The following is a 22,229-nucleotide window of genomic DNA, read 5'->3' as shown; positions in this document are numbered from 1 at the left end:
AAGTCGATGATTTGGCTTGAACTGTAACGGAAATGATGAAGGATTGAAGGAAGGGAAGTGACGCTAACCTTATGTTCCATTTAACTTACTATAAACGAATGTTACTTTCCTTCATGCTATTTATTATCGTACCGATGGTTGCTGTATCTGTGCAATCTTTTTATTTAATTAAGGAATCGATGCTGGATAAGTTGCATGCAACGAATGAAAACATGTTGAACGTAATCGGTGCAGAATTTAGCAAAACGATTGATGATGCTACGTTTGCCTCCCATTTCATTGTCAACGATGAAGGCTTCAAAACTAGCTTACGTCAATTCGCTGATGTGAAGCATTTAAATAGTTTTGCTGATTATGAGAATTTCTCGCAAATCAAAGCTGTATTTTCGCTTATCAATTCGAAAACGTTGAATAGGCAGACGCAGATGTACTTAATTAACCGCCAGCACTTTATTATCCCTTCAGGAGATGATGAACCGGCGAAACTATTACCGCATTTGTCAGAATTGTATAGCAAAATTAATTTCCAACAGCCAGAACGGCTGCAGTGGCTAGGACTACTCGATGACAAGGGAGCGAGTAAATATTATATTGCTCGTGTCATCTATGATCGTGTTAGTAAAGGGCATACGGCCGTGCTGCTGATTGGAATTGAACAGTCCTATTTCGAAAATGCATTACAAGCTGTGAAGTCATGGGATGTTGCTCTCCTGGATGAACATGGTGACCGGATTGCTGGCTCAGCACAATTGCTTGCCTCCGATTCAAATAAGGTGGACGATCGTATGCGTTCGGAAGTCGTGCTGAGCAAAAACGGGTGGAAGCTTGTATATGAGATGAGCAACAACACGTTTAGAGGCATTATTTCAAAGACACTTTATATCGGTTCTGCTGAAGTCATGCTTTTTGTCATTATATTCTCTTTGTTTGCATTGCTGATCTCTAAACGATTGCATCGTCCGATTGAGCAATTACAGCAGGTTGCAGGACAATTTGGCAACGGCAAGCTCGATGTTAGATTGCAAGTTAAGGGAGATGATGAGCTAGCAGCGGTAAGCAAGACGATTAACTTGATGTTGGATCAACTGCAACAGTCCATTTATGAGATGGAGCGGCAACAGGAGCAGAGACGAGTGTTGGAGCTTGAGGCGCTGTTTATGCAAATTCGTCCCCACTTTCTGTTGAATACGCTTAATTCAATTAAGTGCAGCTTAATGTTGCAGAAGGATCGACTGCATAGTGGCATGATTGACTCCTTAATGAGCTTACTGCGTGCCTATATGAATTTCAATGCACTGGCAACACTGCAGGAAGAGTGTGAGTTAATGGCTCACTACATTGATATTATGCAAATGCGCAGTGATATTCCCATCCAACTGCAAGTCGATATAGAGCCACAATTGCAGTTGCTTAAGTTTCCAAAGTTATTACTACAACCGTTAGTTGAAAATGCAATTATACATGGCTTTGTCGATACTGATGTAGATATGGAGGGCAATGATACTAGGAGCCAGCAATCTCAAATTTGGATCTCCGTCTATCATGACGCGGATACCATCGTTATTGAGGTTGCCGATAACGGAGCAGGTATGGACGAGTCTTTGTTGCATCGACTGAATGAAAGTGTGTTGCGTTGCAGTGATGAACCTGATCCTAGTTATAAGCGGGTCGGATTGGTTAATGTTGCTCAACGCTTGAAACTGTCTTTCGGTTCAGAGGCTGCGCTTTCTTTTGCTCCTAACAGGTATGACGGTATAACGGCACGAATGCAGATTCCAGTGACATCAAGCGGGGGGACAACCAGTGATATACAAAGTGATGCTTATTGATGATGATGTGCCAATGCTCAAATTATTGCAGCAAATGATTGATTGGGAACAATTACAGTTGAAGATTGTAGCTGCGACCTATTCCAGCGTCAAAGCAGTACACCTGTTTCAGCAGACCGTTCCCGATATTGTGATAACAGATATTGGCTTGCCGCAGAAGAATGGGATTGAGTTAGCAGAACAGTTTCGCCAAATCAAACCTGACGTGCGCGTCATTTTCTTAACCTGTCATGAAGACTTCAACTACGCGAGACAAGCGCTTAAGCTTCAGGCTGACGATTATTTAATTAAAGATCAATTAACAGATGAACAGTTGCAACAAAGTTTGCATAAGTCGCTGCGCTTACTGAAAAAACAATCATCGTCAGTAAGTGTACAACCTTCAAGCTACAATCAACAGTTGCTCAAACAAGGTTTATTACAGAGTGTGCTTGATCGAACGAATGTTGACGAGATCCTTAAATATGCCGCTGGCATTGGAGTAAGGTGGAGCTGTCCTTGGTATATGCTCAGTCTTGTGCATGTACAATATGCCAGTTACGATGAACATTACTCACAGCAATCGTTATCGTTAATTTGCTATGCCGTCTACAATATTGCGGAAGAGCTAGCACGCAAGTATGAAGGGATCACGCCATTTTTGCAGCAACATCATCTTGTCATTGTGTATAACTATCACGATAATTTAGCAGATAACAACGTGTTGCACTTCAACAGCTACTTGCAAAAATTGAAAGAACGAGTTGCACAATATATGAAATTGCAGCTGGTAAGCGTCACGGTAAGCGATAAGCTGCAACTGAAGCAAATGGGTACGTGTTATCACTCCTTATTGCGCCATAAATATGAGTTTTATGTTGGGGAGTCGATGCTGATTGCCGATCGGCGGCAGGCAATGGAATCAACATGGCTGAAATTGCCTGCTGGGGAGTTGGACAACTATAAAGGTGAACTAAAGCAGGCGCTAGCTATCCATGATATAGAGGGTATCCAACGTATTATTGGGAATATGAAAGAACATTTTCAAGCGAGAATGATTGAACCTGCTTCATACATACATGAGCTGCAAGTTTGCTTACGAGAGCTGACGATAACAGCTTCGGTTAGACTCGATGAAGCGATCTTCAATTATATGGAGCAGGCACGGACCCTTGTTGACGTGCTTGCATTAGCGGAACGCCCGCTAACTGCGATAGCAATGTCTAACGATAAAGAGGGGAAACAAGGCCGAGGTACACTAGCTAGCAGCTATGAACCGAAGTTACAGCAGATTCAACATTATATCGAACAAAATTTAGCTGATAGTATTACTTCCATTGATATTGCGCGCTATCTGTATTTGAATCCAAGTTACTTCTCACGGTATTTCAAACGCATGACTGGCAGCAATTTCACGGATTATGTACATCAGTATAAAATGAACATTGCCTCACAAATGTTGAAAACATCGGGGTATACGCTGGAACAGATCGCACTTACACTAGGTTACTCAGACCGTACCTATTTCTCTAAAGTGTTTAAGAAGTATATGGGCGTAACACCGAGTGATTATAAGAACGAATGCTCGTAAATATTTTACAAATAAAGGAAGAAAGAGATGATCATCTTATGACACAACAAACGCAGTTTACGATTGAAATTCACGATGCAAATCATACCGTATTGGCAACTGCTTCTGATCAGGGGCAAGCCCAGCTTGTATATCATCAACCTTATCAAGAGGGTGACCAAATTGTTGTAAAGAGTGAGCAGCCCCACCAATATGTCATGTTGCAGCTTGATGATACGATGCCGGAAACGTTCGTATATTTAGCGACAACTTGCTATCGGCTTACGATTCCATTTGGAGAGAAGAAAATTTCCTATAATCCAAAATCATATAGTGGTGATATCCATGCGCTTAGCGTGCGTCTAGCGACTGAAGCGGAAATCTCCAGTTACAAAAATGTAGCCCTGAATCCATTCGACCAACATGAGAATGACAGTTGTTATCCGCATGCGATTGCGAATGTGGAAACGCGTGGAGAGTCCGTGTTTGCCGCTCGCAATGCCATTAATGGCAATTGCTTTAATGCAGGTCACGGGGCATGGCCATTTGAGTCATGGGGGATTAACCAGCAAGATGACGCTGAAATGAGCGTGCAATTTGGACGCACGGTAGAAATTGACTGCATTGCTCTTACGCTGCGAGCAGACTTTCCTCATGATAACTATTGGGAGCAAGTAACCGTCTGCTTCTCCAATGGTGATTATGAGACGATTCATTTAACGAAAACGCATGCCAAGCAGGTATTTAAGTTTATGCCGCGTCAGGTAGAGTCATTGACAGTAAAGAACTTAATCAAGTCCGCTGACCCGTCGCCGTTCCCTGCACTAACGCAAATTGAAGCTTATGGCTATGAAGTAAAGTGAGTAAATAAAAGATATAGAACTGAGCCTGCTGTGAGCAGGGAGGTCTATATCTTTTTTTTGGTGATGCTTTAAAACAATGCTGAAATGATATAACTTTTAAGGGAAGTCATTTTGACTCCCCTTAATTCGCTTGTAAAGTTATCATTTAACGTATATGTTTTTTCAGCCATTGTCTGAAATACTGCAACTGTTCCTCCGTATGGAAATAGTGTTCTCCATTCTCCATTACTTGCAAATGACAGTTAAAACATTTAGTAAATTCAGATACAACGTCAAATTCACATACGTTATCTTCTGAACCATAGAGAATGGAAGTTGGAATATTCCAAGCAACAATAGGATGTTCTTTCACATAACAGTAGTAATCCCAATAGAGAGTTTGTCCGATAGGTGTAGAAATTTCTTTCTCCATTTTTAGTCTGCTCTCACTTACGTCAAACCATGTCATCATATTATTTATGATACGCTCCATATTTACCACAGGAGAGAGAAACAAGCACTGCTTCAACGGCTCATGGCTATATTCTAATAGACTAAAATACGCTCCCATGCTACAAGCAAAAAGGCTAATATGATTTGATAACGATTTTGCATAGGTCATAATTGTATGAAGGTCTTGAACACAGTTTTGAACGTTGCAAAGATAAGTTTCATCCTTACGATCACCATGTTGAGGTAAATCAAAACTAAGCACTTGATAACCTACTGCTGTTGCTTCTTCTGCAAATACAATAATCGAGTCATCTGCCTTGTTTGACATGTTACCATGCACCACCACAAATAACTTATCTGATTTGTCGCCCCACAAAATCGCTGGAATATTTTCTATTTTCAAATTATTTTTTAACATTACAATTCATCCTCCATAAAATACAAGTAATTGCTGATTTATTTAGTTGCAACACCATTAAACGTATTCATCCACTTTTTTAATTTGTTGTGTACAGTATTAATGTGCCCGATATGGTGAGTTCCTCCTTTATGTATTCCTCTTTGTATGCGCTTATGTTCCAATGGTCATCGAGTCTTTCTAATTCTTGGTATGCCATTCTACTTCTTTATAGTAATCCATAATCGATTTAAAAACGCAGCCTTTTTTGCAGCAAAGGTCAAAATTTTACCCGTGGAAGGTCATAATCCGTCCTTGGGTCTCCCTTCCTCGCTGAGTATGATGGTATCAACAATCAGTTATGTGGAAGGAGCATGTTTCAAATGGGCGAGCAGAACCAGAACAAACAAGGCAGAGGGCGCCTCACCATCCCTACCGATCTTGATGTCGTAGGAGAAACGCTGAAAACGATGGAGTTGTGGGGAGCTGATGCTGTGCGCGATGCAGACGGCACAACTTTTCCGCAAGAGCTAGCTGAATGTGGAGCGAAAGTATACGCTACTTACTATACAACCCGCAAAGACAACAATTGGGCGAAAGCAAACCCTGACGAAGTACAGCAATGCTATATTTCAACGAAATTTGTTGCTGCTACAGATGCTGAGCTTTCTATTCGGTTATTGGAAGGGATCAGCGAAGACTTATTGCAAGTTAACAACCGCGATGATATATACCGCTGGTGGGAAGTTATCGATCGTACTACTGGCGAGGTCGTACCTACGAATCACTGGCGCTATGATGAAGCTAGCGGCTGTGTAATGATTAATAATACGATACCTTACCATGAGTATAGCGTGAGCTTCTTAACCTATCTGATTTGGGATCCTGTTCATATGTACAATGCCGTCGTGAATGATTGGAAGGATTTCGAACGACAAATTACGTTTGACGTACGTCAGCCTAAGACACGGGAATACTCCAAAGGCAGACTGCGTGAATTTTTGCGGGACAAGCCTTATGTAAATGTAGTACGGTTCACAACGTTCTTCCATCAGTTCACGCTTATATTCGATGAACTGCGTCGGGAGAAATATGTGGATTGGTACGGCTATTCCGCTAGCGTCAGCCCTTATATTCTCGAACAGTTCGAGCGTGAAGTTGGCTATAAGTTCCGTCCGGAATATATTATTGACGAAGGCTACTACAACAACCAGTATCGGATTCCGTCCCAACAATACTTGGACTTTATGGCCTTCCAACGGCGCGAAGTGGCGGGGCTAGCTAAAGAGCTCGTTGATATTACCCATGAAGAAGGTCGCGAAGCGATGATGTTCTTAGGGGATCATTTTATTGGCACTGAGCCTTATATGGATGAGTTTAAAACCATCGGACTGGATGCAGTCGTCGGCAGCGTCGGCAATGGTTCGACATTGCGCTTAATTAGTGATATTCCTGGGGTGAAATATACAGAAGGGCGCTTCTTGCCATACTTCTTCCCGGATACGTTCCATCCTGGCGGGAATCCAACGGCAGAAGCTCAAGAAAACTGGTTGACAGCTAGACGAGCTATTTTGCGTAAGCCTGTAGATCGCATTGGCTATGGCGGTTACTTGAAGCTGGCGCTGGACTTCCCAGACTTTGTTGATTATGTCACGAAAGTTGCCGATGAATTCCGTGATTTATATGAGAAGGCACGCACGAAGCCGCTGTGCTTAGCTAAAGTTGCTGTACTAAATTGCTGGGGGAAAATGCGCTCTTGGGGCTGCCATATGGTGCATCATGCACTGTACCAGAAGCAAAACTACAGCTATGCGGGCATTATTGAGATTTTGAGCGGCGCTCCTTTCGATGTATCGTTCATTAGCTTTGACGACATTCGTGAGCAGCCGAAGCTGCTCAATGATATCGATGTCATTATTAATGTCGGTGACGCTGACACCGCACATACCGGCGGTGACAACTGGAAAGACCCGTATATTGTTGAGCAAATCCGTGCATTTATTGCTCGCGGAGGCGGCTTTATCGGGGTAGGTGAACCATCCGCTGTTCAACATCAAGGCCGTTTCTTCCAACTGGGCGATGCTCTTGGCGTAGAGCTGGAGCGCGGCTTCACCCTCGGCTACGATAAATACAATTGGGATGTAAAACCATCTCACTTTATTACTGCCGATATGAATGGTGACATCAATTTTGGTGAAGGCAAGAAAAATGTATACGCGACGAGCGCTGATATTTTAGCTTGCAAGGATAAAGAAGTGCAGTTTGCAGTCAATAACTACTTTGGCGGTCGATCTGTCTATCTCGGCGGACTGCCGTACAGTGCGGAGAACGCCCGCTTGTTGCATCGTGCAATATTGTGGTCGTGCAGCAAGGATCATGAATTGCACAATTGGTTTAGTTCGGATGCGCATACGGAAATCCATGTCTATCCGGAAACAGGTACGTATTGCGTTGTAAACAACACGGCAGAGCCGCGCAACACGACTGTGTACGCGAATGGCAAGAGCTTCGAATTGGAGCTCAAGGGCGGCGAATTGCGCTGGTTTGATATGTAAGTTTACGTCGCATTCACACATTGCGATTGAAGAACAATTAGATTAGGCTGGGCAATTAGTAGCTAATTGTTCCAGCCTAATCCTGTCTAATCCTGTAGAGCGATCCATTTATCTCAACTCTATGCAGTACCTTAGTTCTTCTGCCCTCTGCTCGAATCCGAGCGATTCGTACAATCGTAATGCTGTTCGATTGTCGGTTAATACCTCCAGGCTAGCACGTGTCAAGCCGTGAGACTGGGCATAATGCAATGCCTGAGCAAGCAGGAACTTCGCAAGGCCCTGACCCCGCCATTTCTCGCGAACGAATACATTATCGATTTGGACATAATCGTCTTCTTTCCAAATCAATAAACCGGCTACGACCGTATCTCCTTGGCGGACAACCATAGAAGTCCAGAGCGGATACTGCCTGTATTCATTCAGTCTCTCCAATCCAAGCGGATTATCTGGCCAAATTTCTGTATCGATATCCAGATAGGCATGAGCTTCTTCAGACGTATCTAAATTCCAATAAGAAAATTGATAAGCTTCTGGCAATTGCAGCTCTGGAATTGGTGCTTCTATCATTCGTTCCATTTGATATAGACTAATCAGATGACGGTAACCACGCTGCAGGAAGAATTGACTGTTCGCCTCTTCTGTTGAATCATTGCCAACACAGAGTCTCGTTCCGTATTCGGCAGGAAGTGTTGCCTTCAACTCGATGGCTCTGGCGTACAGCAGATTATAAATACGGTCAAGCAACACATAGTCATGCTCACGTTCTGGGATAGCTTTGATATTCACGTAAATGGCATGCTTGTTCTCTTGAGCCCGGCCGGGCGGTACAATATTAATGATACTGACCTGTCCCTTGGCAACCATCTTGCCGTGCTCGAAGGCACATACTACATTGCACCAATTTGCTTCTTCGCCTACCCACCAAAATATTGCATTCGGTCGCGAAGTAACAGATCGATATAATTCCCCTAGCAAAGGCATGTCCTCTTGTTGAAAATTACGGATCTGAAGCTCAGACGATAGTAAATTCACAGAATTCCCCTCTCTTTTTTTCAGGTGAGTCTAGCTTAAAACGTCATTCCTTCCTCATAACTATAGGGTACAAAATATGGATTGACAATATATTCCTTGATTGTGTACCATCTATTTTAATAAACATCTAATTAGATGTTTATTAAATTTGTATAATGCCACCTGTGATCATGACTTCACATTTCATAATCGAATGTTTTTATTGCCTGTTTCATATTGAGCTTCCCAGATCGAACAGAGGAGGAATACCCCCAATGCAGGTAGAGAAAGTAGTTGCTTATCATAAAGCGTTGGCCGATCCTACACGCATCAAAATGCTTATTTTACTGGCGGAAGGCGAGCGTAACGGTCAAGACTTGGCAGAGAAGCTGTTCGTTACACCAGCTACGATTACCCATCATGCATCCAAGCTTCGCGAAGCGAGCCTCATTAACGAACGAAGAGAGAAGAACATGATTTATTTTTCATTAAATGACTATTTTCTGAAAAACAATGCCGTTGCCGCCATGAATCTCATTTATCGCAGAGCTGAAGGAGGTGCTGAAATGTTGAATGAGGATCAACAGCGGATGAAAGATTCGGTCATTCGCAATTTTATTTCCAAGGAAGGCAAGTTAAAGAACATCCCTTCCCAGCTAAAAAAGAAGCTTATTGTACTGGAACATATGGTGTCTAACCTTGAAATGGGGCGGAAATACAGCGAGAAGGAAATCAATGAATTTATTAAGGCCTATCATGAGGATTTTGCTACGATTCGCCGGGAATTTATTATGCATCAATTTTTGTACCGAGAAAATGATCTCTATGAGATGAACCCGCGGGAGTTGTGGGCCAATTGGTCAACCTTATCATGAACAAAGGCTGGGTACTTCACAGCCAATTAGGTATAGACAGTGCACGTAACAGTTGGTCAGGATATGTGGTTTCTCAGGCTGGATGGTATACTAATGGACAGCACATATGGGAAGGAACTGACACAGGATGAACCAGAACTCCAAGAAGAATATTATTGATAAATTGAATTTGAATAAATACCCGATGAAGCTGATTTTGAACAAGCCGAGCGATATAGCAGAATTCGATGAATTGGATTATGACAATGCAATCCGCAAGGAGAACTATGATCTTATTTTTGCATTTATCTTCACGCTAGAAGAATTTACAGAGCTCGTACAGATGGTTATCGATAAGCAGTTGTTGAATAACAAGGGGTATCTGTTCGTCGCTTATCCGAAGAAAAACAATCCCAAATATGAGCAATATATTGAACGTGACAGCTTTTTCAATATTGGATTCGTCAATGAGGATGGCTATGTAGCAAACAGCGCTATTAAATTTGCGCGGATGGTTAGCTTGGATGACGTGTTTACGGTAATCGGGCTGAAGTCGGAAACGAAAAAAACAACCAAACCAGCAGGAGCTACAAAGAGCCAGTGTGTAGATGACTACGTGGATCATATCGCTGACATTCAGAAATACCTGGCAAACAGCGCGCAATTGGAGTTTTACAACAACTTGACGCCAGGCTATCAAAAGGATTGGGCGCGTTATGTGTATAGTGCCAAAAAAACAGAAACGCAGCAAAAAAGGCTAATAGAGATGGAGTCCATTTTGGCCAAGGGATACAAATCATTTGATCTTTATCGAAGACGAGGAAAATAACATATTGTGCAGGATCGGGGAGAGTCAGCCAATGAGTTTCGCTTTTACAAAGGAAATCAAGAATTGGAATTCATGGGGAGCCGTTTATCAATCAATTGAAGATTTTCGACAGCTCATCGAAGTCATTTACGAGAAAGAAGATTTGAGCGGCGCAGAGCAAATATCGAATGTAACTCCAGGCACGAACGCGGTATTTCGGGCAGGCAGCTACGTGATTAAAATTTTTGCGCCCAAGGAATCTGGAGCGAATACCGACGCTGATTACGATGCAGAAATCAGTGCAATGGAACGTGCTCTCCAGCAAGGCATTCACGCGCCGAACATTATCGCGGCATCCTTTATTAAAGATAAATATTTGTTCCGTTATATCATCATGGACTTTATTCAAGGGCAGGAAGCGGGCAAGGTACTGCCTAATTCAACATCCTCCCAGAAGGCGACATTCGTTAAGCAACTGCTTGCTAATCTGGACAAGCTGAACACGCTGCCTGAGGAGCAGGTCGATGCAAATGCTATAAAGCAAAGAGTCGTTCGCAACGCGAGGTGGAACATATTTACTGAACTTATCCGAACTCAAATTGCTGAAATTGTCGCGAAAAGCCCGATATCACAGCCCGTATATGTGCATGGCGATATCACAGCGGAGAATGTCATGGTTGATGCAAAAGGTCAGCTTTACATGATCGACTTTGCAGACAGTACGATTGCTCCAGCGGCGTATGAATACCCGCCAATTTTGTTCTCGTTATTTGATTTTGATGCCGAGTTGATCCAATTGTTCATACATGAGCTGAATTGCAGCCGCGAAGCGTTCATCGATGAGGTATTTCTCGCTATATTGCTGCATGAATTCGGCTTTGACTTTGTTAGCATGATCTGTGAGAAGTATTCGAAGCTGGGTGCTCAGTCATTAACCGATATTTATGAAGTAAAAAGATTGCTTCAAGCACACCTGCCTATGGAATGACGGAAGCGGAAGTAGAAATGGAAGCAAACAGCATCGTCCATCAGAAGTGGCGTAAAGCAGTTGAGAGCACTCTAACTCGTTTGGGAGTTGGAAGTGCTCTCTTTTTGTTCGCTTAGAAATAGTCGGAGAAGTATGGGATTTGGCGGATGATCAGTCGTTCAAGCATATCAATGGTTGCTTCGTTGGCCTGGAATCGTCCGATTTTTGCTAAATAAGATGGGCGCTTATAGCCCATAAGCATAGTGGTTAATGTTTGGATATCGAATTCAGCATCTCGTTGATTTCCACCCTTGATCAGCTTCCCATGTCCTTGTTCATCTACTGATAAGGTGAACACGCCTTGATTCCACTCTAGCATCGGATCGTGGAGGACGAAGGTGAAGCTGCACGGCATTTCCTGTGGCTGGAACGGATATTGTTTCAAAAATAAGCCGATATCGACGATCCTTGCCATATAGTAGGGAGCAATCGTCTCCTTAATGTCACTGTCTTCAAGCAAAAAGGCAAGTGGTTCATCGGTATAAATATGCCCCTTTACTTTGGTCACCATGGAGAAGTGTGCACTGATGAAGTTCCATAAGCCATTGCGTGCTTCCTGGTTCACATACACCATCTCTTTCATATAGAACACTTCCTCGGCAATCCAGTAAAGCAAATACCCTGTTGGCTCATGGCTGCTGTTATAATAAACGGCCACGGTCATATCATCGAGATCCCACCGCAAATATTCCTCCCACGCCAGTTCATTGCGCAGCATTGCACCGTGTGTCTGCAGAGCAAAGTGGTGATAGACTTGTCGCACGTCTGGATGCTCAATCGTAACACGCTCTACATTGCCGGGTACTGTTTTAAGCTTGGGCAACTGTGTATCTTTCACTTCGAACGAGATTTTATCAGAGATGATCTCCCAGCCTTTCCGGCGGTAGTAAGGAATGGAATAAGGATATAAATAGGATACGGATTGCTTGCGCTTGCGCATATTCGTCAGGGCTTGACGCATCAACTTATTCATTAAGCCTAGGTTGGCGTATTCAGGGTAGGTGCCGACTCCTGTTAATCCGCCCATTTCATATATTTGGCCAAAGATGTTGACTTGGAACGGGTATACTGCCAATTGGGAAATAAGTTTATCCCCATCGAACCAGCCCAGCACGTCAGCCTGCCTCAGCACAGGCAGCTTAGCCTGCGCGATCTCGCGATTTTCCCAACCTAGCGCCTGCAAATCATGATTGGTCACTTGGAATACATAGCGCAGCAAGTCATTGAACTGCTCGCCATGCTGGATTTCAACTTCCTTCATTTTCAGTCTTTCTTGCAGCTTTTGACGGCTCATGGAATAGAACCTCCTTATTAAGGGCCGATTAGCCTTATACTATTTTACACGAAATTGACATGGTTCAATCATGTATAGAAATAAGGACTGTGAAGGTAGGAGAGACGACGATAGGCAGAAGCTGCGAAACAAAAAAGAGCGCCGCCACGAAAGTGGAGGCGTTGTATATTGGAAAACGGGTTTATTTTTTCTCCATAACCGCAAAATAGTTGTTTTCGCTGTCTGCAAAGTTGAATAAGCGGCCTGTGGGCATGGTCACTAATTCACCGACCGTAATGCCTTTATCCTTGAAATCTTCATACAGTCCATCGAGATTGTCGGAGAATAGCATGATCGAAGGTGTGCCAAGGTTAAGCTCTGGCTGCATCTGGGCAATAAGCTGCTTGTTATGAAGCACGAAGGAGGTTTGAGCACCTTGTGCAGGGGCGATTTCAATCCATTTCATACCTTGTCCGTTGTTATCTTCCGATACGACAACGAAGCCGACCTTTTCTGTCCAAAATTGCACGGCTTGGTCTTGATCATTTACATACAGCATAACTTGTCCGATTTGATTGATCATAGGTCATTCTCCACTTCTCATTGAATTTGCTGAATCCATGTTCGATGGTACAATTTCTGGACTTGGATTGCAAGCAAACAGACGGGAAGACAGCAGTTCATCAATCGCAGCTCCAATTCCTTTATTTTGATTACACGATAGGATTATAAAATTAAGATTAGGGATTGCTTCAACGTCATAGTTGTATATGACGCTTGGTAATTGGGGAAAGTATTCTATTTTGTTATGTGATTATAATCACAATGTTTTTGGATCCGTCCTATATAATAGGTGCAGGACAGGAATGTTTCCCTCGTCGAAGATCGGAAAATAGATTCATTTACAATATTGGAAGGTGAGATCTCATGCAAAAAAATCATGTATCCCAATTTCAGGAATATGTAGAAGGCAGATTTACGAAACGAATCATTCATAAGGATGGAGACAACGTTATTTTCGTGTTGAACTTCAGCCGAGGAGCCGAATTGCCGACACATAATCATCCGGGAGCTGATGTATATATCTTAGTTCTGGACGGAAGCGGGACAGTGACTGTCAATGGGGTGGAGACTGAAGTTGCAGAAGGAGATATCCTTCATATTGCTGGAGACGAAAATTTTGCTTATCGCAACGGGACAGATGCCGATTCCAGCCTGTATGTTATTTTGACGAAAACGCCATGTGAGCGCTATGCCCAAAATATGTAATCATAGCGTTGCATAAGGCGAATGACATAGTGCCCCTGGGGATAGGGCAGGATACCGTGGTAGATATCCATCACCTAATCTTAGGGGCACTATTGGTATGGCAACAGATGCGCCATGCTGTTCGAATGTAACGTTCTCTATCCTTTAAATGGGATTGTCTGCTCCGAGGTAAAACCCAAGTGGTTCGCGATGATCTGAACGATGCGCTTGGAAGCTTGTCCATCGCCAAATGGATTGCTTGCCTTGGTCATCCCTAGGTAAGTCTGCTCATCTGAAAGCAGTCGGTTCGCAATATTGAAAATCGAGTCCTCCTCGGTTCCCGCAAGGGCAACCATATTGGCATCCACTGCTTCCGGACGTTCTGTCGTGTCTCGCATCAGAACAAGCGGCTTATTGAACACCGTTGTTTCTTCTTGCAAGCCGCCGGAATCGCTCATAATCAGATAGGAACGGGCAAGCAGGTTGATCATATCCGGGTATTCCAGCGTATTGAGCAAATGAATGCGATCATGTCCGGATAGAAGCGTGTGAGCTGCATCTCGGACGACTGGACTCATATGAACAGGATAGATGATAGCAGTATCAGGATGTTCATCTACAATTCGGCGAATGGCTCGGAACATGTTTTGCATTGGAGTTCCATAATTCTCCCGACGATGGGCCGTCACTGTAATGATTCTGCCTTGATGCTGGACAAGTGCATGTAATGCAGCTTCACTGAACGTATAATTTTCCTTATAAGTCTGCAAAGCGGCGTCTACAGCAGTTTGGCCTGTTATGTAAATATGCCCCTCGCTATACCCTTCACGCAGAAGATTATCCTTTCCAACAGAAGTTGGCGCAAACAGCAAATCGGTTACCGCATCGACAATTCTACGGTTTACTTCCTCTGGCCATGGGGAGTATTTGTTGTGCGAACGCAAGCCTGCTTCTACATGTCCAACTGGGATTTTGTGAAAAAATGCCGCAAGCCCACCGCACATCGCTGTTTGCGTATCGCCGTGAACAAGGATCATATCCGGCTTATCCTCTGCAAGTACATTGTCGAGTCCAGCGATAGCAGCGGACGTGAAATAGGCGAGAGACTGATTCTCTTTCATTAAGCGTAAATCAAGATCAGGCGATAGAGAAAAATGGGAGAGAGCCTGATAGAGCTGCTCTCGGTGCTGTCCGGTAACAACAACTTTTGTATCGAACCAATCAGATTGCTGCTTCAATTCCTGCACGACAGGGCACATCTTGGTAGCTTCCGGCCTTGTCCCGAAAATGACCATGATTTTCTTCTTTGTATTCATATGGAAAGCCCCCTCTACCTCGATTCTAATATGGAACATTCCTAATATTACCACATGAGGTTGGGTAAGTCATAAGTTCGAGGGATGAAGCGAAGGAGATCATATTTTCTTTGACGAATATTTTGATAGAGAAGGCATTACATCACTGTTATTGATTATTGTCATAAAAATGTCGGGGAAATTAAAGCGGAGACAAGACTGATTCAAAGTTTTTTCGATTATGCCAGGTGGGTTAGAGAGTGTATAATGGACAACCATCAGATAAGGAAAATATGTGGACACATGGAACGGCAAAAGGATAACTGATATAATGATAATGAAATCGAGGTGATCGAAATGGGGAAGAAACGCAGAACAGCAGTTGCTCCGACTCAGAACACAGCAGAGAAGCCAGCCACATTGAAGGACTTGTTAAGTTCCGAGGTGCTGGACAAGTTGAAGGCACAAGCCAAAGAACTGAAGGTTCAGGAAGATAACCGCAAGGAAGTGGAACGACAGAAGGCGGAAGAGGCTCGCCGTGTGGAGCAGAAGAAGCTTGATAATAACTTTGAGTACTTATTGAATAACAGCAGCATGGATTGGCGAAAATTTAAAAATTAACAAAAGCGTGCAGACGAGAGCGTCTCACGCTTTTGTTACATATGGTCAGCACTTATGAGCTTTAAAGATCTCTCATTCACGTTATGTGCATTTGATCTCTGGTTCAAGAGGATGTAATCTAGTTTATATAGGATTGTTACATTGTTCACATATTATTTGGAGGAAACAACATGAACTTGCCTATCTTAAACAAATTTGAATTGTTCGAAGCGATACAGAAGCATTGGGGCGGATTTTTCCGTCAATATGAAATGGCTCTGAACGAGCTGCAAAGCGACTTTCAAATTATTGATTTGGAATGGAAGACAAAGTTTGGATATTCCCCGATCGAACATATGAAGGCACGGGTGAAAAACCCACTATCCTTGCTCAAAAAAATAGAAAAAAAGAGAATTCCATTTTCCATGGAATCTGTACAAAATAACATCCGTGACATTGCTGGTTTGCGGATTGTCACTACATTTCTTGATGACGTATATATGATGAAAGAACATATCGAACAACGTGAAGACATCCAAGTGCTGCAAGTAAAAGATTACATTCAGAACCCAAAGCCAAGCGGCTACAAGAGCTTGCATATGGTTGTCAAGACACAGGTCATTCTTTCGCAGGAAGTGCTGTGGGTACCAGCCGAAATTCAGTTGAGAACGTCTTCGATGGATTTCTGGGCTGCTACAGAACATAAGCTGAACTATAAATATGAAGGCGGCGAAGTGCCCGAGGATGCACGCACCCAATTATTTGAGCTATCCAAATCGGCATTTCAAATGGATCAGCAAATGTCCATGCTTCGGAATCAGCTGTTGAAATAAATAAAAATAAAATAAAAGGCAAATAGGCTTTCCTTCAAAAGGAAGGCCTATTGTTTTATCTCGAACGATTATTTGATCCCATGCCACTTAGCGAGGTACTCCGCATGGGAACGCAAATAAGCATATATTCAGAAGGGGCATACCATTCGATTGAAAGAAATGAACTCCTTGTTCCCGATAAATGGTCGGAATCCGAACAGCATGCTTGCTCCTGATGAAGTGTCACATTTTTTCTTCCCCCGTCTTCCAATAAACTACAAGAGGCATCTATTTTCCCATGATTACCCCCCACTTTTGACTAACTACTACATTACCTTAACCAAGATTCAAAATTTTTACGTAAGCGTTGAACACCACTTGTATTTTACAGCCTTGCTATTCATGTTAAGACTCAGATGCTTATTCCCTCCTGTTGCTCATACATATGAAATAGGGTTCTTTCTAAGGGAACGTTATTTTAGATGAGTGAAGGGAGCGTTGCAATGAGCCATGAAAGGAATGGAGGATATGGGGGATTCAAGTCGGAAAATCAATCATCTTATGCAAATATGAAGATGCAGCAAGAGTTCGAGGATGCAAGGTATATGAACTGGTGTGACCAATCCCTTACTTTTGTTCTTGTTCACGGAGCATGGGGGGATTGCCGTTATTGGTCAAGAACGGCCGAAGTTCTGCACAGTATGGGGCATAGGGTGTACGCTCCGAATTTGCCAGGACATGGGATGGATTGGAATAAAAATGTAACGCATGCCATGTATGTGGATGCAGTCGTTCATTGTATCAAGCACTATCAACTCTCAAATGTTGTACTGGTTGGGCACAGCTTTGGCGGTACGGTTATTTGCAAGACGGTAGAACATGTCCCTGATCGTATACGTCGGCTTGTCTTTATGGATGCATTTGTTGTACGCGATGGATATAGTGCTGCAGATGAAATACCGCCGCAAAGCAAAGAGGAGTGGGCGCAGCTGGCACAACAATCATCTGACAATACCATTATGCTGCCTTTTACCGTATGGAGGGAGACATTCATGAACAATGCCAGTATTGAGCTGGCGTATCATGTCTATTGTACGGTTACACCAGAGCCTGCAGGGCCATTGTTTGAGAAGCTGGATCTGTCGAAATTCTATCGTTTACCTATGCCCAGAAGCTACTTGTACTTAACGGATGATACTGCGCTGCCTCAAGGGGAGCAGTATGGCTGGCACCCCCATATGTCAAGTCGATTAGGGCTGTTCCGGCTCATAACGGCACATGGCGATCATATGACCCCATTTCATATTCAACCGCATCTCGTTGCGGAGAAGCTTATTGAAGCAGGGCGGGATTAAGTACGGGGGTATGAGGGCTGCGGTAATGTGTACGGAATGATTAAAAACAAAGGCTGGCCAAAAGAGAATTTCCCTTGGCCAGCCTGCATGTGCTGCAAGTATTTCCGATGTATGGAACGAAATGATCATTACTGTGGATTGGTTGTCCAAATACCAGCAGTCTTCACAAAGACACGCTGCGGCAGCTTAAGCGCAGCTAGTGCAAGCTCGGCTACATCCTCAGGCTGCATCATGCGATCCTCGTCTCCGATGTTGAGCCCCGCATTTACTGCGAGTTCTGTATTTACGGTGCTTGGCGTCAATGCAGTTACGCGGATATTATGCTTGCGAACTTCCTGCATGAGCGCTTCGGTCATGCCCATAACTGCGAACTTGGATGCATTGTAGGCAGAACCTGTTGCAAACCCACGTTCTCCAGCAGTTGAAGAAATATTGATAATACTTCCTTCATTCTGTTCAATCATGGCAGGGAGCACTGCACGAGTAACATAGTAGGTGCCCATCAAATTGACTTGGATAATGCGCTCCCATTCTTGCGGATCCATATCGACCAACTTGCCGAACATGGCAATGCCTGCGTTATTAATGACAATGTGGATAGCGCCAAGCTGCTCCGAAAGAGAAGCAACGGCGCGATTGACGTCCTCTTGTACTGCAACATCAGCCGTTGCGATCGCGACGCGGATATCATATTTCGCAGTAAGTTCGGCTTTTAGAGCTTCAAGATCAGCGGCTGTACGGGCGATGAGGCCAAGATGTACGCCTTCCTGCGCTAACGATTCGGCCAACGCTTTGCCAATACCTTTGCCTGCGCCAGTAATAAGTGCGGTTTTGTTCGTAAGATCTTGCAATTTCATATTTTTGATCTCCTTTACCTTTTTATGCTTAACCGTTATGACTAACAACAAGCTCGTATTTGTTCAAAGAAGCACCCAGCATGTACTGCTTGCTGTCGCTGGCACCCCGGTGGGATTCGCGGAAGGTATCGCTAGATGTCCAGTTGCGGAATGACTCCTCATTCTCCCACACCGTACAGACCTTCAGTTCTTCTTCGCCTTCCTGACCTGGACCGAGCCATACCTCCAAGCGGACAAATCCGCTCATTTGCTGTACGCCCTTGGCCTGCGCGAATCGCTCTGCCACTTGCTTCCCGAATCCTTCTTTAATTCGGATTGTGTTCGTCACGACTAACATGCTATCGCCTCCTGTGTGCATTATGAAATTCATGTTCATTTGTACAGATTGTATATCTGCCTCTCTATTATACTCGAACTGTTGGACAAGATCACACTCACTCGTGAGTATTACCAAGCACATTCCATCTTGTTCCCCATTCCTTCATGGCATCAAATATGGGACGAAGCGTAATTCCCCTCTCCGTTAATGAATATTCGACGTGTGGAGGGATTTCGGAATAGACGGTTCGTTGAATAATGTTCTGCTGCTCCAGTTCCTTCAATCGTAGTGAGAGCGTGCGTGGACTGATGCCATGGAGTGCGCGTTCCAGCTCGCCGAATCGCTTTGTCCCGTAAAACAAATCGCGCAATATTAGAAAAGTCCACTTCCCCCCGATAATATGCATCGTATGCTCAATGGGACAAGCAGTGATCGAGGCCGTATCCACGGGAGATTCATACTCATGTGTTGTATCTAGGGAGGCCGAAGCGTGTAATGTTCCTTCTTGGCAAGGTGTATGTGTGGTTTGTTCTGGAGTTGACATGTGAAGCCCCCTTCTCTTATTACACTTCATTTAGTATAGTGCAATAATGTCGGTGGTGACAATGCTGAGACTTTGCAAGAAACAGTGGGGAACAGGACGAGCTCATGGCTTCGATTGGCTAGATCAGATAAGGAGGCTATGCAAGTACAGACTATGAGTAAGGCATGATAGGTAATGAATCATGTATTGTGCTAAAATTAATGATGATACTGTATGCACAGAAGGGGAGGAATATCATGAAGGTGCTTGTCATAGTTGCACATCCGAATTTGGATGCCTCTAACGTTAACCGTGCTTGGGTCGAAGAGCTGCGCAAGCATGACAACATTACTGTACACGAGCTGTACAAGGAATATCCCAATGGACAGATTGACGTACAGAAGGAGCAGGCGTTGATTGAAAGTCATGACCGCATCGTATGGCAGTTTCCATTCTATTGGTACAGCTCGCCGGCATTGATGAAGCAATGGCTGGACAGTGTGCTTACATATGGCTGGGCATATGGCACGGGCGGCGATCACTTGCATGGCAAGGAGCTTATGCTGGCTATATCGACCGGAAGCCCGCAAGAGAAGTATCAGGCGGGCGGGTTTAATCATTATTCCATGAGTGAGCTGCTGAAGCCGTTCCAGGCGACTAGCAATCTGATCGGCACAACATACCTGCCTGCATTCGTATTCCATGGAGCAATGGGAGCGGAAGAGGCTGCGATTCAGAATAGTGTCAAGGACTATGTATCCTATCTGTTGAAATAGGAGCTGATGTAAGTAGGCGGAGTATAACGAATAGGAGTGCCGCAAAGTAGGTTCACCTAGCTGTGAGACGAACTTTAAATTTGAAAAAAAGGTTGGGTTAAGGGAATGTGCATGTTTCCTTTAACTCGGCCTTTTTGTTTTATTGGTGTGATATGGAGACAAAAAAAGAACTCAACATCCACTAAAAAGTGGACAATTGAGCTCTCTTCGAGTTATTGGGATGTTCCTATCCGTTTCGATTACCCGTTCATCGTTATCTATGTTGAAGGACGTGCTTATGCAGACGTTGACGCTGCATTCCCTGGAATTCCGTTGCCAAACGCCAGTTCTTCAAGCTTCGCAATAATGCGTTCTTCTGTATCGCTGTCGACAGGAATGTTACATGATGCAAGCGGAAGCAGCTTGTCGAAGCTTCCAATTGCAACAGAATAGCCAGCCTGCTGAAACATCGGAATATCATTCATATCATTGCCGAAGCAGACGAATTGTCCAGGGATAATCCCAAACGAGCGAAGTGCAGCCATTTTGTTGACACCGATGCTTGTCATATCAACGATGCCTTCCGCGGAGTGGTAATGGAGCGTTGTATCCAGCGACTTCAGTTTTTCCGTTAGCTCCTCTAAGCGATTGCTGCCTAGAACGAGAATCTTGATCACATTATAAATTTCATTCATAGGTAAACAAGCAGCTAGGCGCAGCGGATCGACATGGAATAGGAACGGATGTGTCCCCTCCAAGTTGTGCGCATAGTTCCACTCATCATCAACAAGGTAGGCCGCTTCATATTGATGCAGCAAGCTCATAATCGCATCGGCTGTTGCCTGCGGAAGCGGGCTTGACGCTAGACGCTCACCTTGGAAATAGGTCATGGCACCGTTGGCGCCGATGAGCAGGTTGTGGTGAAAGCGTTCATCCAGGACAGGAAGCATATCCCGGCAAGGACGTGCCGAAGCGAAGCCTACGATATGTCCAGCTTCTTGTATGCGTGCAAGGCAATTCATAATTGGAGCAGAGACAGGCTGTCCTTTGAATGAAATCGTACCATCAATATCAAAAATGAAGTGCATGTAAGATGTTCTCCTTTGACTGAATGTATGTTTTCTGTATGCAAGTTATAAGTTGTAAGTTGTAAGTTGTAAGCAGCAATGCTGGCAGGAATATTAGTTTAAAAAAACGAAAGGGCTTGCTTGACTGCACAGTAGCCGAAATAGATGCCAAACCCGATAAATACAATGCCTGCTGTAATCGATACATATTGCATGATGCGTGGGGTAATGGCTCTGCGGCTGAAATGGGTCACAGCAGCGACGAAAAGATCCCATATACAAATACCGACAATGATAGCGCTGCTATATAGCAAGGTATCCTGCTTGCCTAACACATCCATGGTTGTTGCCATAACGGAGCCATATATGCCGATCCAAAATACGATGTTAAGCGGGTTGGATAACGCCAGTAAAAAGCCCGATAAAAAAGAGGAACCGACATGCTGCTTCTTGGCATCGGAATCGGAATCGGAGATCTGGACTGTAGATCTGGCTTCACGAAAACTTTCATATCCAAGATACAGCAGCAATATGAACCCTGCCGTCCATAGAATGAGCTTAGCGAACGGTGTTGTTAAGAACGAAGCGGCTCCATAGTAGATAAGCAGCATGAAAATAACATCCGTGCTCATGGCGCCGAGCCCCAGGAACCAAGCGTTCCAGAACCCATTTTTTAATCCGGCCTTGATCTGAGCGATGCTGATTGGACCGACGGGGGCTGAGAGAGACAGCCCGAGCAATACATAGCTGAACCATATGCTAGCCATCTGATCTTCCTTCCTGTTCTTGCGAAATAATGG

General features: G+C 44.0%; 22 protein-coding genes and 1 pseudogene. 12 read left to right on the top strand and 11 right to left on the bottom strand.

What is annotated here, in order from left to right:
- Positions 1–71 precede the first annotated feature (71 nt).
- The 3 genes from ACQ5BJ_RS07325 to ACQ5BJ_RS07315 are packed head-to-tail and all read left to right on the top strand — an operon-like array spanning position 72 to position 4,241.
- A complete protein-coding gene (locus tag ACQ5BJ_RS07325) occupies positions 72–1,829 on the top strand; it encodes a sensor histidine kinase (RefSeq protein WP_005546210.1) in 1,758 nt (585 codons plus the stop codon).
- Positions 1,804–3,399, top strand: coding sequence for a response regulator transcription factor (locus ACQ5BJ_RS07320; RefSeq protein ID WP_430109353.1), 1,596 nt, complete (start codon positions 1,804–1,806; stop codon positions 3,397–3,399). The genes ACQ5BJ_RS07325 and ACQ5BJ_RS07320 overlap by 26 nt, the downstream gene beginning before the upstream one ends.
- Before the next feature lie 38 nt (positions 3,400–3,437).
- A complete protein-coding gene (locus tag ACQ5BJ_RS07315) occupies positions 3,438–4,241 on the top strand; it encodes a carbohydrate-binding protein (RefSeq protein WP_430109350.1) in 804 nt (267 codons plus the stop codon).
- 145 nt (positions 4,242–4,386) lie between these two features.
- Here ACQ5BJ_RS07315 and ACQ5BJ_RS07310 read toward each other — a convergent pair whose 3' ends face one another.
- The gene (locus ACQ5BJ_RS07310) at positions 4,387–5,091 is read right to left on the bottom strand and encodes an alpha/beta hydrolase (protein WP_430109347.1); all 705 of its coding nucleotides are present in this window, start codon (positions 5,089–5,091) and stop codon (positions 4,387–4,389) included.
- Positions 5,092–5,132: 41 nt separating this feature from the next.
- Positions 5,133–5,255, bottom strand: a pseudogene (locus tag ACQ5BJ_RS07305) (IS1595 family transposase); the annotation flags it as partial.
- A 198-nt stretch (positions 5,256–5,453) separates the two neighbouring features.
- On the opposite strand from ACQ5BJ_RS07305, the gene gnpA reads away from it, so the two are divergent.
- Positions 5,454–7,625 carry a 1,3-beta-galactosyl-N-acetylhexosamine phosphorylase gene (gene gnpA / locus ACQ5BJ_RS07300; protein ID WP_268619886.1) on the top strand — a complete coding sequence of 724 codons (2,172 nt, stop codon included), beginning with the start codon at positions 5,454–5,456 and terminating at the stop codon, positions 7,623–7,625.
- 108 nt (positions 7,626–7,733) lie between these two features.
- Here gnpA and ACQ5BJ_RS07295 read toward each other — a convergent pair whose 3' ends face one another.
- The gene (locus ACQ5BJ_RS07295) at positions 7,734–8,657 is read right to left on the bottom strand and encodes a GNAT family N-acetyltransferase (RefSeq protein WP_268619887.1); all 924 of its coding nucleotides are present in this window, start codon (positions 8,655–8,657) and stop codon (positions 7,734–7,736) included.
- A 254-nt stretch (positions 8,658–8,911) separates the two neighbouring features.
- Here ACQ5BJ_RS07295 and ACQ5BJ_RS07290 point away from each other — a divergent pair, with 254 nt between their 5' ends.
- From ACQ5BJ_RS07290 to ACQ5BJ_RS07280, 3 genes are all read left to right on the top strand, one after another.
- The gene (locus ACQ5BJ_RS07290; protein WP_171416595.1) at positions 8,912–9,511 is read left to right on the top strand and encodes a metalloregulator ArsR/SmtB family transcription factor; all 600 of its coding nucleotides are present in this window, start codon (positions 8,912–8,914) and stop codon (positions 9,509–9,511) included.
- A gap of 127 nt (positions 9,512–9,638) precedes the next feature.
- A complete protein-coding gene (locus ACQ5BJ_RS07285; RefSeq protein ID WP_262866567.1) occupies positions 9,639–10,319 on the top strand; it encodes a YdeI/OmpD-associated family protein in 681 nt (226 codons plus the stop codon).
- Positions 10,320–10,350: 31 nt separating this feature from the next.
- A complete protein-coding gene (locus ACQ5BJ_RS07280) occupies positions 10,351–11,286 on the top strand; it encodes an aminoglycoside phosphotransferase family protein (protein WP_430109342.1) in 936 nt (311 codons plus the stop codon).
- 112 nt (positions 11,287–11,398) lie between these two features.
- Here ACQ5BJ_RS07280 and ACQ5BJ_RS07275 read toward each other — a convergent pair whose 3' ends face one another.
- A complete protein-coding gene (locus tag ACQ5BJ_RS07275; protein WP_005546228.1) occupies positions 11,399–12,619 on the bottom strand; it encodes a GNAT family N-acetyltransferase in 1,221 nt (406 codons plus the stop codon).
- A 181-nt stretch (positions 12,620–12,800) separates the two neighbouring features.
- Positions 12,801–13,181 (bottom strand): VOC family protein, encoded by a 381-nt coding sequence (locus tag ACQ5BJ_RS07270; protein ID WP_430109338.1) that lies wholly within the window; start codon positions 13,179–13,181, stop codon positions 12,801–12,803.
- A gap of 344 nt (positions 13,182–13,525) precedes the next feature.
- Here ACQ5BJ_RS07270 and ACQ5BJ_RS07265 point away from each other — a divergent pair, with 344 nt between their 5' ends.
- A complete protein-coding gene (locus ACQ5BJ_RS07265; protein WP_005546232.1) occupies positions 13,526–13,867 on the top strand; it encodes a cupin domain-containing protein in 342 nt (113 codons plus the stop codon).
- Between the two features lie 137 nt (positions 13,868–14,004).
- On the opposite strand, the gene wecB is transcribed toward ACQ5BJ_RS07265, so the two are convergent.
- Positions 14,005–15,162: a non-hydrolyzing UDP-N-acetylglucosamine 2-epimerase gene (gene wecB, locus ACQ5BJ_RS07260; RefSeq protein ID WP_430109332.1), complete on the bottom strand. Its 1,158-nt coding sequence runs from the start codon at positions 15,160–15,162 to the stop codon at positions 14,005–14,007.
- Positions 15,163–15,498: 336 nt separating this feature from the next.
- Between wecB and ACQ5BJ_RS07255 the strand changes: the two genes are divergently transcribed.
- From ACQ5BJ_RS07255 to ACQ5BJ_RS07245, 3 genes are all read left to right on the top strand, one after another.
- A complete protein-coding gene (locus ACQ5BJ_RS07255; RefSeq protein ID WP_005546235.1) occupies positions 15,499–15,762 on the top strand; it encodes a YqkE family protein in 264 nt (87 codons plus the stop codon).
- 170 nt (positions 15,763–15,932) lie between these two features.
- Positions 15,933–16,574 (top strand): GTP pyrophosphokinase, encoded by a 642-nt coding sequence (locus tag ACQ5BJ_RS07250; protein ID WP_268600104.1) that lies wholly within the window; start codon positions 15,933–15,935, stop codon positions 16,572–16,574.
- A 584-nt stretch (positions 16,575–17,158) separates the two neighbouring features.
- Positions 17,159–17,908: an alpha/beta hydrolase gene (locus ACQ5BJ_RS07245; RefSeq protein ID WP_289355985.1), complete on the top strand. Its 750-nt coding sequence runs from the start codon at positions 17,159–17,161 to the stop codon at positions 17,906–17,908.
- A 128-nt stretch (positions 17,909–18,036) separates the two neighbouring features.
- Here ACQ5BJ_RS07245 and ACQ5BJ_RS07240 read toward each other — a convergent pair whose 3' ends face one another.
- The 3 genes from ACQ5BJ_RS07240 to ACQ5BJ_RS07230 all read right to left on the bottom strand — a co-directional run bounded on the left by ACQ5BJ_RS07240 (position 18,037) and on the right by ACQ5BJ_RS07230 (position 19,490).
- The gene (locus tag ACQ5BJ_RS07240; protein WP_268600102.1) at positions 18,037–18,765 is read right to left on the bottom strand and encodes a 3-ketoacyl-ACP reductase; all 729 of its coding nucleotides are present in this window, start codon (positions 18,763–18,765) and stop codon (positions 18,037–18,039) included.
- A 28-nt stretch (positions 18,766–18,793) separates the two neighbouring features.
- Positions 18,794–19,102 carry an antibiotic biosynthesis monooxygenase gene (locus tag ACQ5BJ_RS07235; RefSeq protein WP_005546239.1) on the bottom strand — a complete coding sequence of 103 codons (309 nt, stop codon included), beginning with the start codon at positions 19,100–19,102 and terminating at the stop codon, positions 18,794–18,796.
- Positions 19,103–19,199: 97 nt separating this feature from the next.
- Positions 19,200–19,490, bottom strand: coding sequence for a winged helix-turn-helix transcriptional regulator (locus tag ACQ5BJ_RS07230; protein WP_367667399.1), 291 nt, complete (start codon positions 19,488–19,490; stop codon positions 19,200–19,202).
- Positions 19,491–19,864: 374 nt separating this feature from the next.
- Between ACQ5BJ_RS07230 and ACQ5BJ_RS07225 the strand changes: the two genes are divergently transcribed.
- On the top strand, positions 19,865–20,383 hold the full coding sequence (locus ACQ5BJ_RS07225; RefSeq protein ID WP_430109328.1) for an NAD(P)H-dependent oxidoreductase: 519 nt from the start codon (positions 19,865–19,867) through the stop codon (positions 20,381–20,383).
- A gap of 275 nt (positions 20,384–20,658) precedes the next feature.
- Here the strand turns inward: ACQ5BJ_RS07225 and ACQ5BJ_RS07220 are convergent, their stop codons facing one another.
- Together ACQ5BJ_RS07220 and ACQ5BJ_RS07215 are read right to left on the bottom strand one after the other, a co-directional pair.
- A complete protein-coding gene (locus tag ACQ5BJ_RS07220; protein WP_268600099.1) occupies positions 20,659–21,450 on the bottom strand; it encodes an HAD-IIB family hydrolase in 792 nt (263 codons plus the stop codon).
- Positions 21,451–21,548: 98 nt separating this feature from the next.
- Positions 21,549–22,196, bottom strand: a complete 648-nt coding sequence (locus ACQ5BJ_RS07215; protein ID WP_430109324.1) for a LysE family transporter — start codon at positions 22,194–22,196, stop codon at positions 21,549–21,551.
- Positions 22,197–22,229: the final 33 nt, after the last annotated feature.

The sequence above is a fragment of the Paenibacillus sp. B1-35 genome (assembly GCF_050474385.1).
In the GTDB taxonomy this organism is placed as follows: domain Bacteria; phylum Bacillota; class Bacilli; order Paenibacillales; family Paenibacillaceae; genus Paenibacillus_B; species Paenibacillus_B alvei.
The sequence above is the reverse complement of the archived record's forward strand: the minus strand, read 5'-3'. Positions and strand labels throughout refer to the sequence as shown.

Bases quoted from the DNA above. Each gene is read 5' to 3' on its own strand.
- ACQ5BJ_RS07325 (WP_005546210.1), top strand. From the start codon at position 72: ATGTTCCATTTAACTTACTATAAACGAATGTTACTTTCCTTCATGCTA.
- ACQ5BJ_RS07315 (WP_430109350.1), top strand. From the start codon at position 3,438: ATGACACAACAAACGCAGTTTACGATTGAAATTCACGATGCAAATCAT.
- ACQ5BJ_RS07310 (WP_430109347.1), bottom strand. From the start codon at position 5,091: ATGTTAAAAAATAATTTGAAAATAGAAAATATTCCAGCGATTTTGTGG.
- gnpA (WP_268619886.1), top strand. From the start codon at position 5,454: ATGGGCGAGCAGAACCAGAACAAACAAGGCAGAGGGCGCCTCACCATC.
- ACQ5BJ_RS07290 (WP_171416595.1), top strand. From the start codon at position 8,912: ATGCAGGTAGAGAAAGTAGTTGCTTATCATAAAGCGTTGGCCGATCCT.
- ACQ5BJ_RS07285 (WP_262866567.1), top strand. From the start codon at position 9,639: ATGAACCAGAACTCCAAGAAGAATATTATTGATAAATTGAATTTGAAT.
- ACQ5BJ_RS07280 (WP_430109342.1), top strand. From the start codon at position 10,351: ATGAGTTTCGCTTTTACAAAGGAAATCAAGAATTGGAATTCATGGGGA.
- ACQ5BJ_RS07275 (WP_005546228.1), bottom strand. From the start codon at position 12,619: ATGAGCCGTCAAAAGCTGCAAGAAAGACTGAAAATGAAGGAAGTTGAA.
- ACQ5BJ_RS07270 (WP_430109338.1), bottom strand. From the start codon at position 13,181: ATGATCAATCAAATCGGACAAGTTATGCTGTATGTAAATGATCAAGAC.
- ACQ5BJ_RS07265 (WP_005546232.1), top strand. From the start codon at position 13,526: ATGCAAAAAAATCATGTATCCCAATTTCAGGAATATGTAGAAGGCAGA.
- wecB (WP_430109332.1), bottom strand. From the start codon at position 15,162: ATGAATACAAAGAAGAAAATCATGGTCATTTTCGGGACAAGGCCGGAA.
- ACQ5BJ_RS07255 (WP_005546235.1), top strand. From the start codon at position 15,499: ATGGGGAAGAAACGCAGAACAGCAGTTGCTCCGACTCAGAACACAGCA.
- ACQ5BJ_RS07250 (WP_268600104.1), top strand. From the start codon at position 15,933: ATGAACTTGCCTATCTTAAACAAATTTGAATTGTTCGAAGCGATACAG.
- ACQ5BJ_RS07245 (WP_289355985.1), top strand. From the start codon at position 17,159: ATGAACTGGTGTGACCAATCCCTTACTTTTGTTCTTGTTCACGGAGCA.
- ACQ5BJ_RS07240 (WP_268600102.1), bottom strand. From the start codon at position 18,765: ATGAAATTGCAAGATCTTACGAACAAAACCGCACTTATTACTGGCGCA.
- ACQ5BJ_RS07235 (WP_005546239.1), bottom strand. From the start codon at position 19,102: ATGTTAGTCGTGACGAACACAATCCGAATTAAAGAAGGATTCGGGAAG.
- ACQ5BJ_RS07230 (WP_367667399.1), bottom strand. From the start codon at position 19,490: ATGCATATTATCGGGGGGAAGTGGACTTTTCTAATATTGCGCGATTTG.
- ACQ5BJ_RS07225 (WP_430109328.1), top strand. From the start codon at position 19,865: ATGAAGGTGCTTGTCATAGTTGCACATCCGAATTTGGATGCCTCTAAC.
- ACQ5BJ_RS07220 (WP_268600099.1), bottom strand. From the start codon at position 21,450: ATGCACTTCATTTTTGATATTGATGGTACGATTTCATTCAAAGGACAG.
- ACQ5BJ_RS07215 (WP_430109324.1), bottom strand. From the start codon at position 22,196: ATGGCTAGCATATGGTTCAGCTATGTATTGCTCGGGCTGTCTCTCTCA.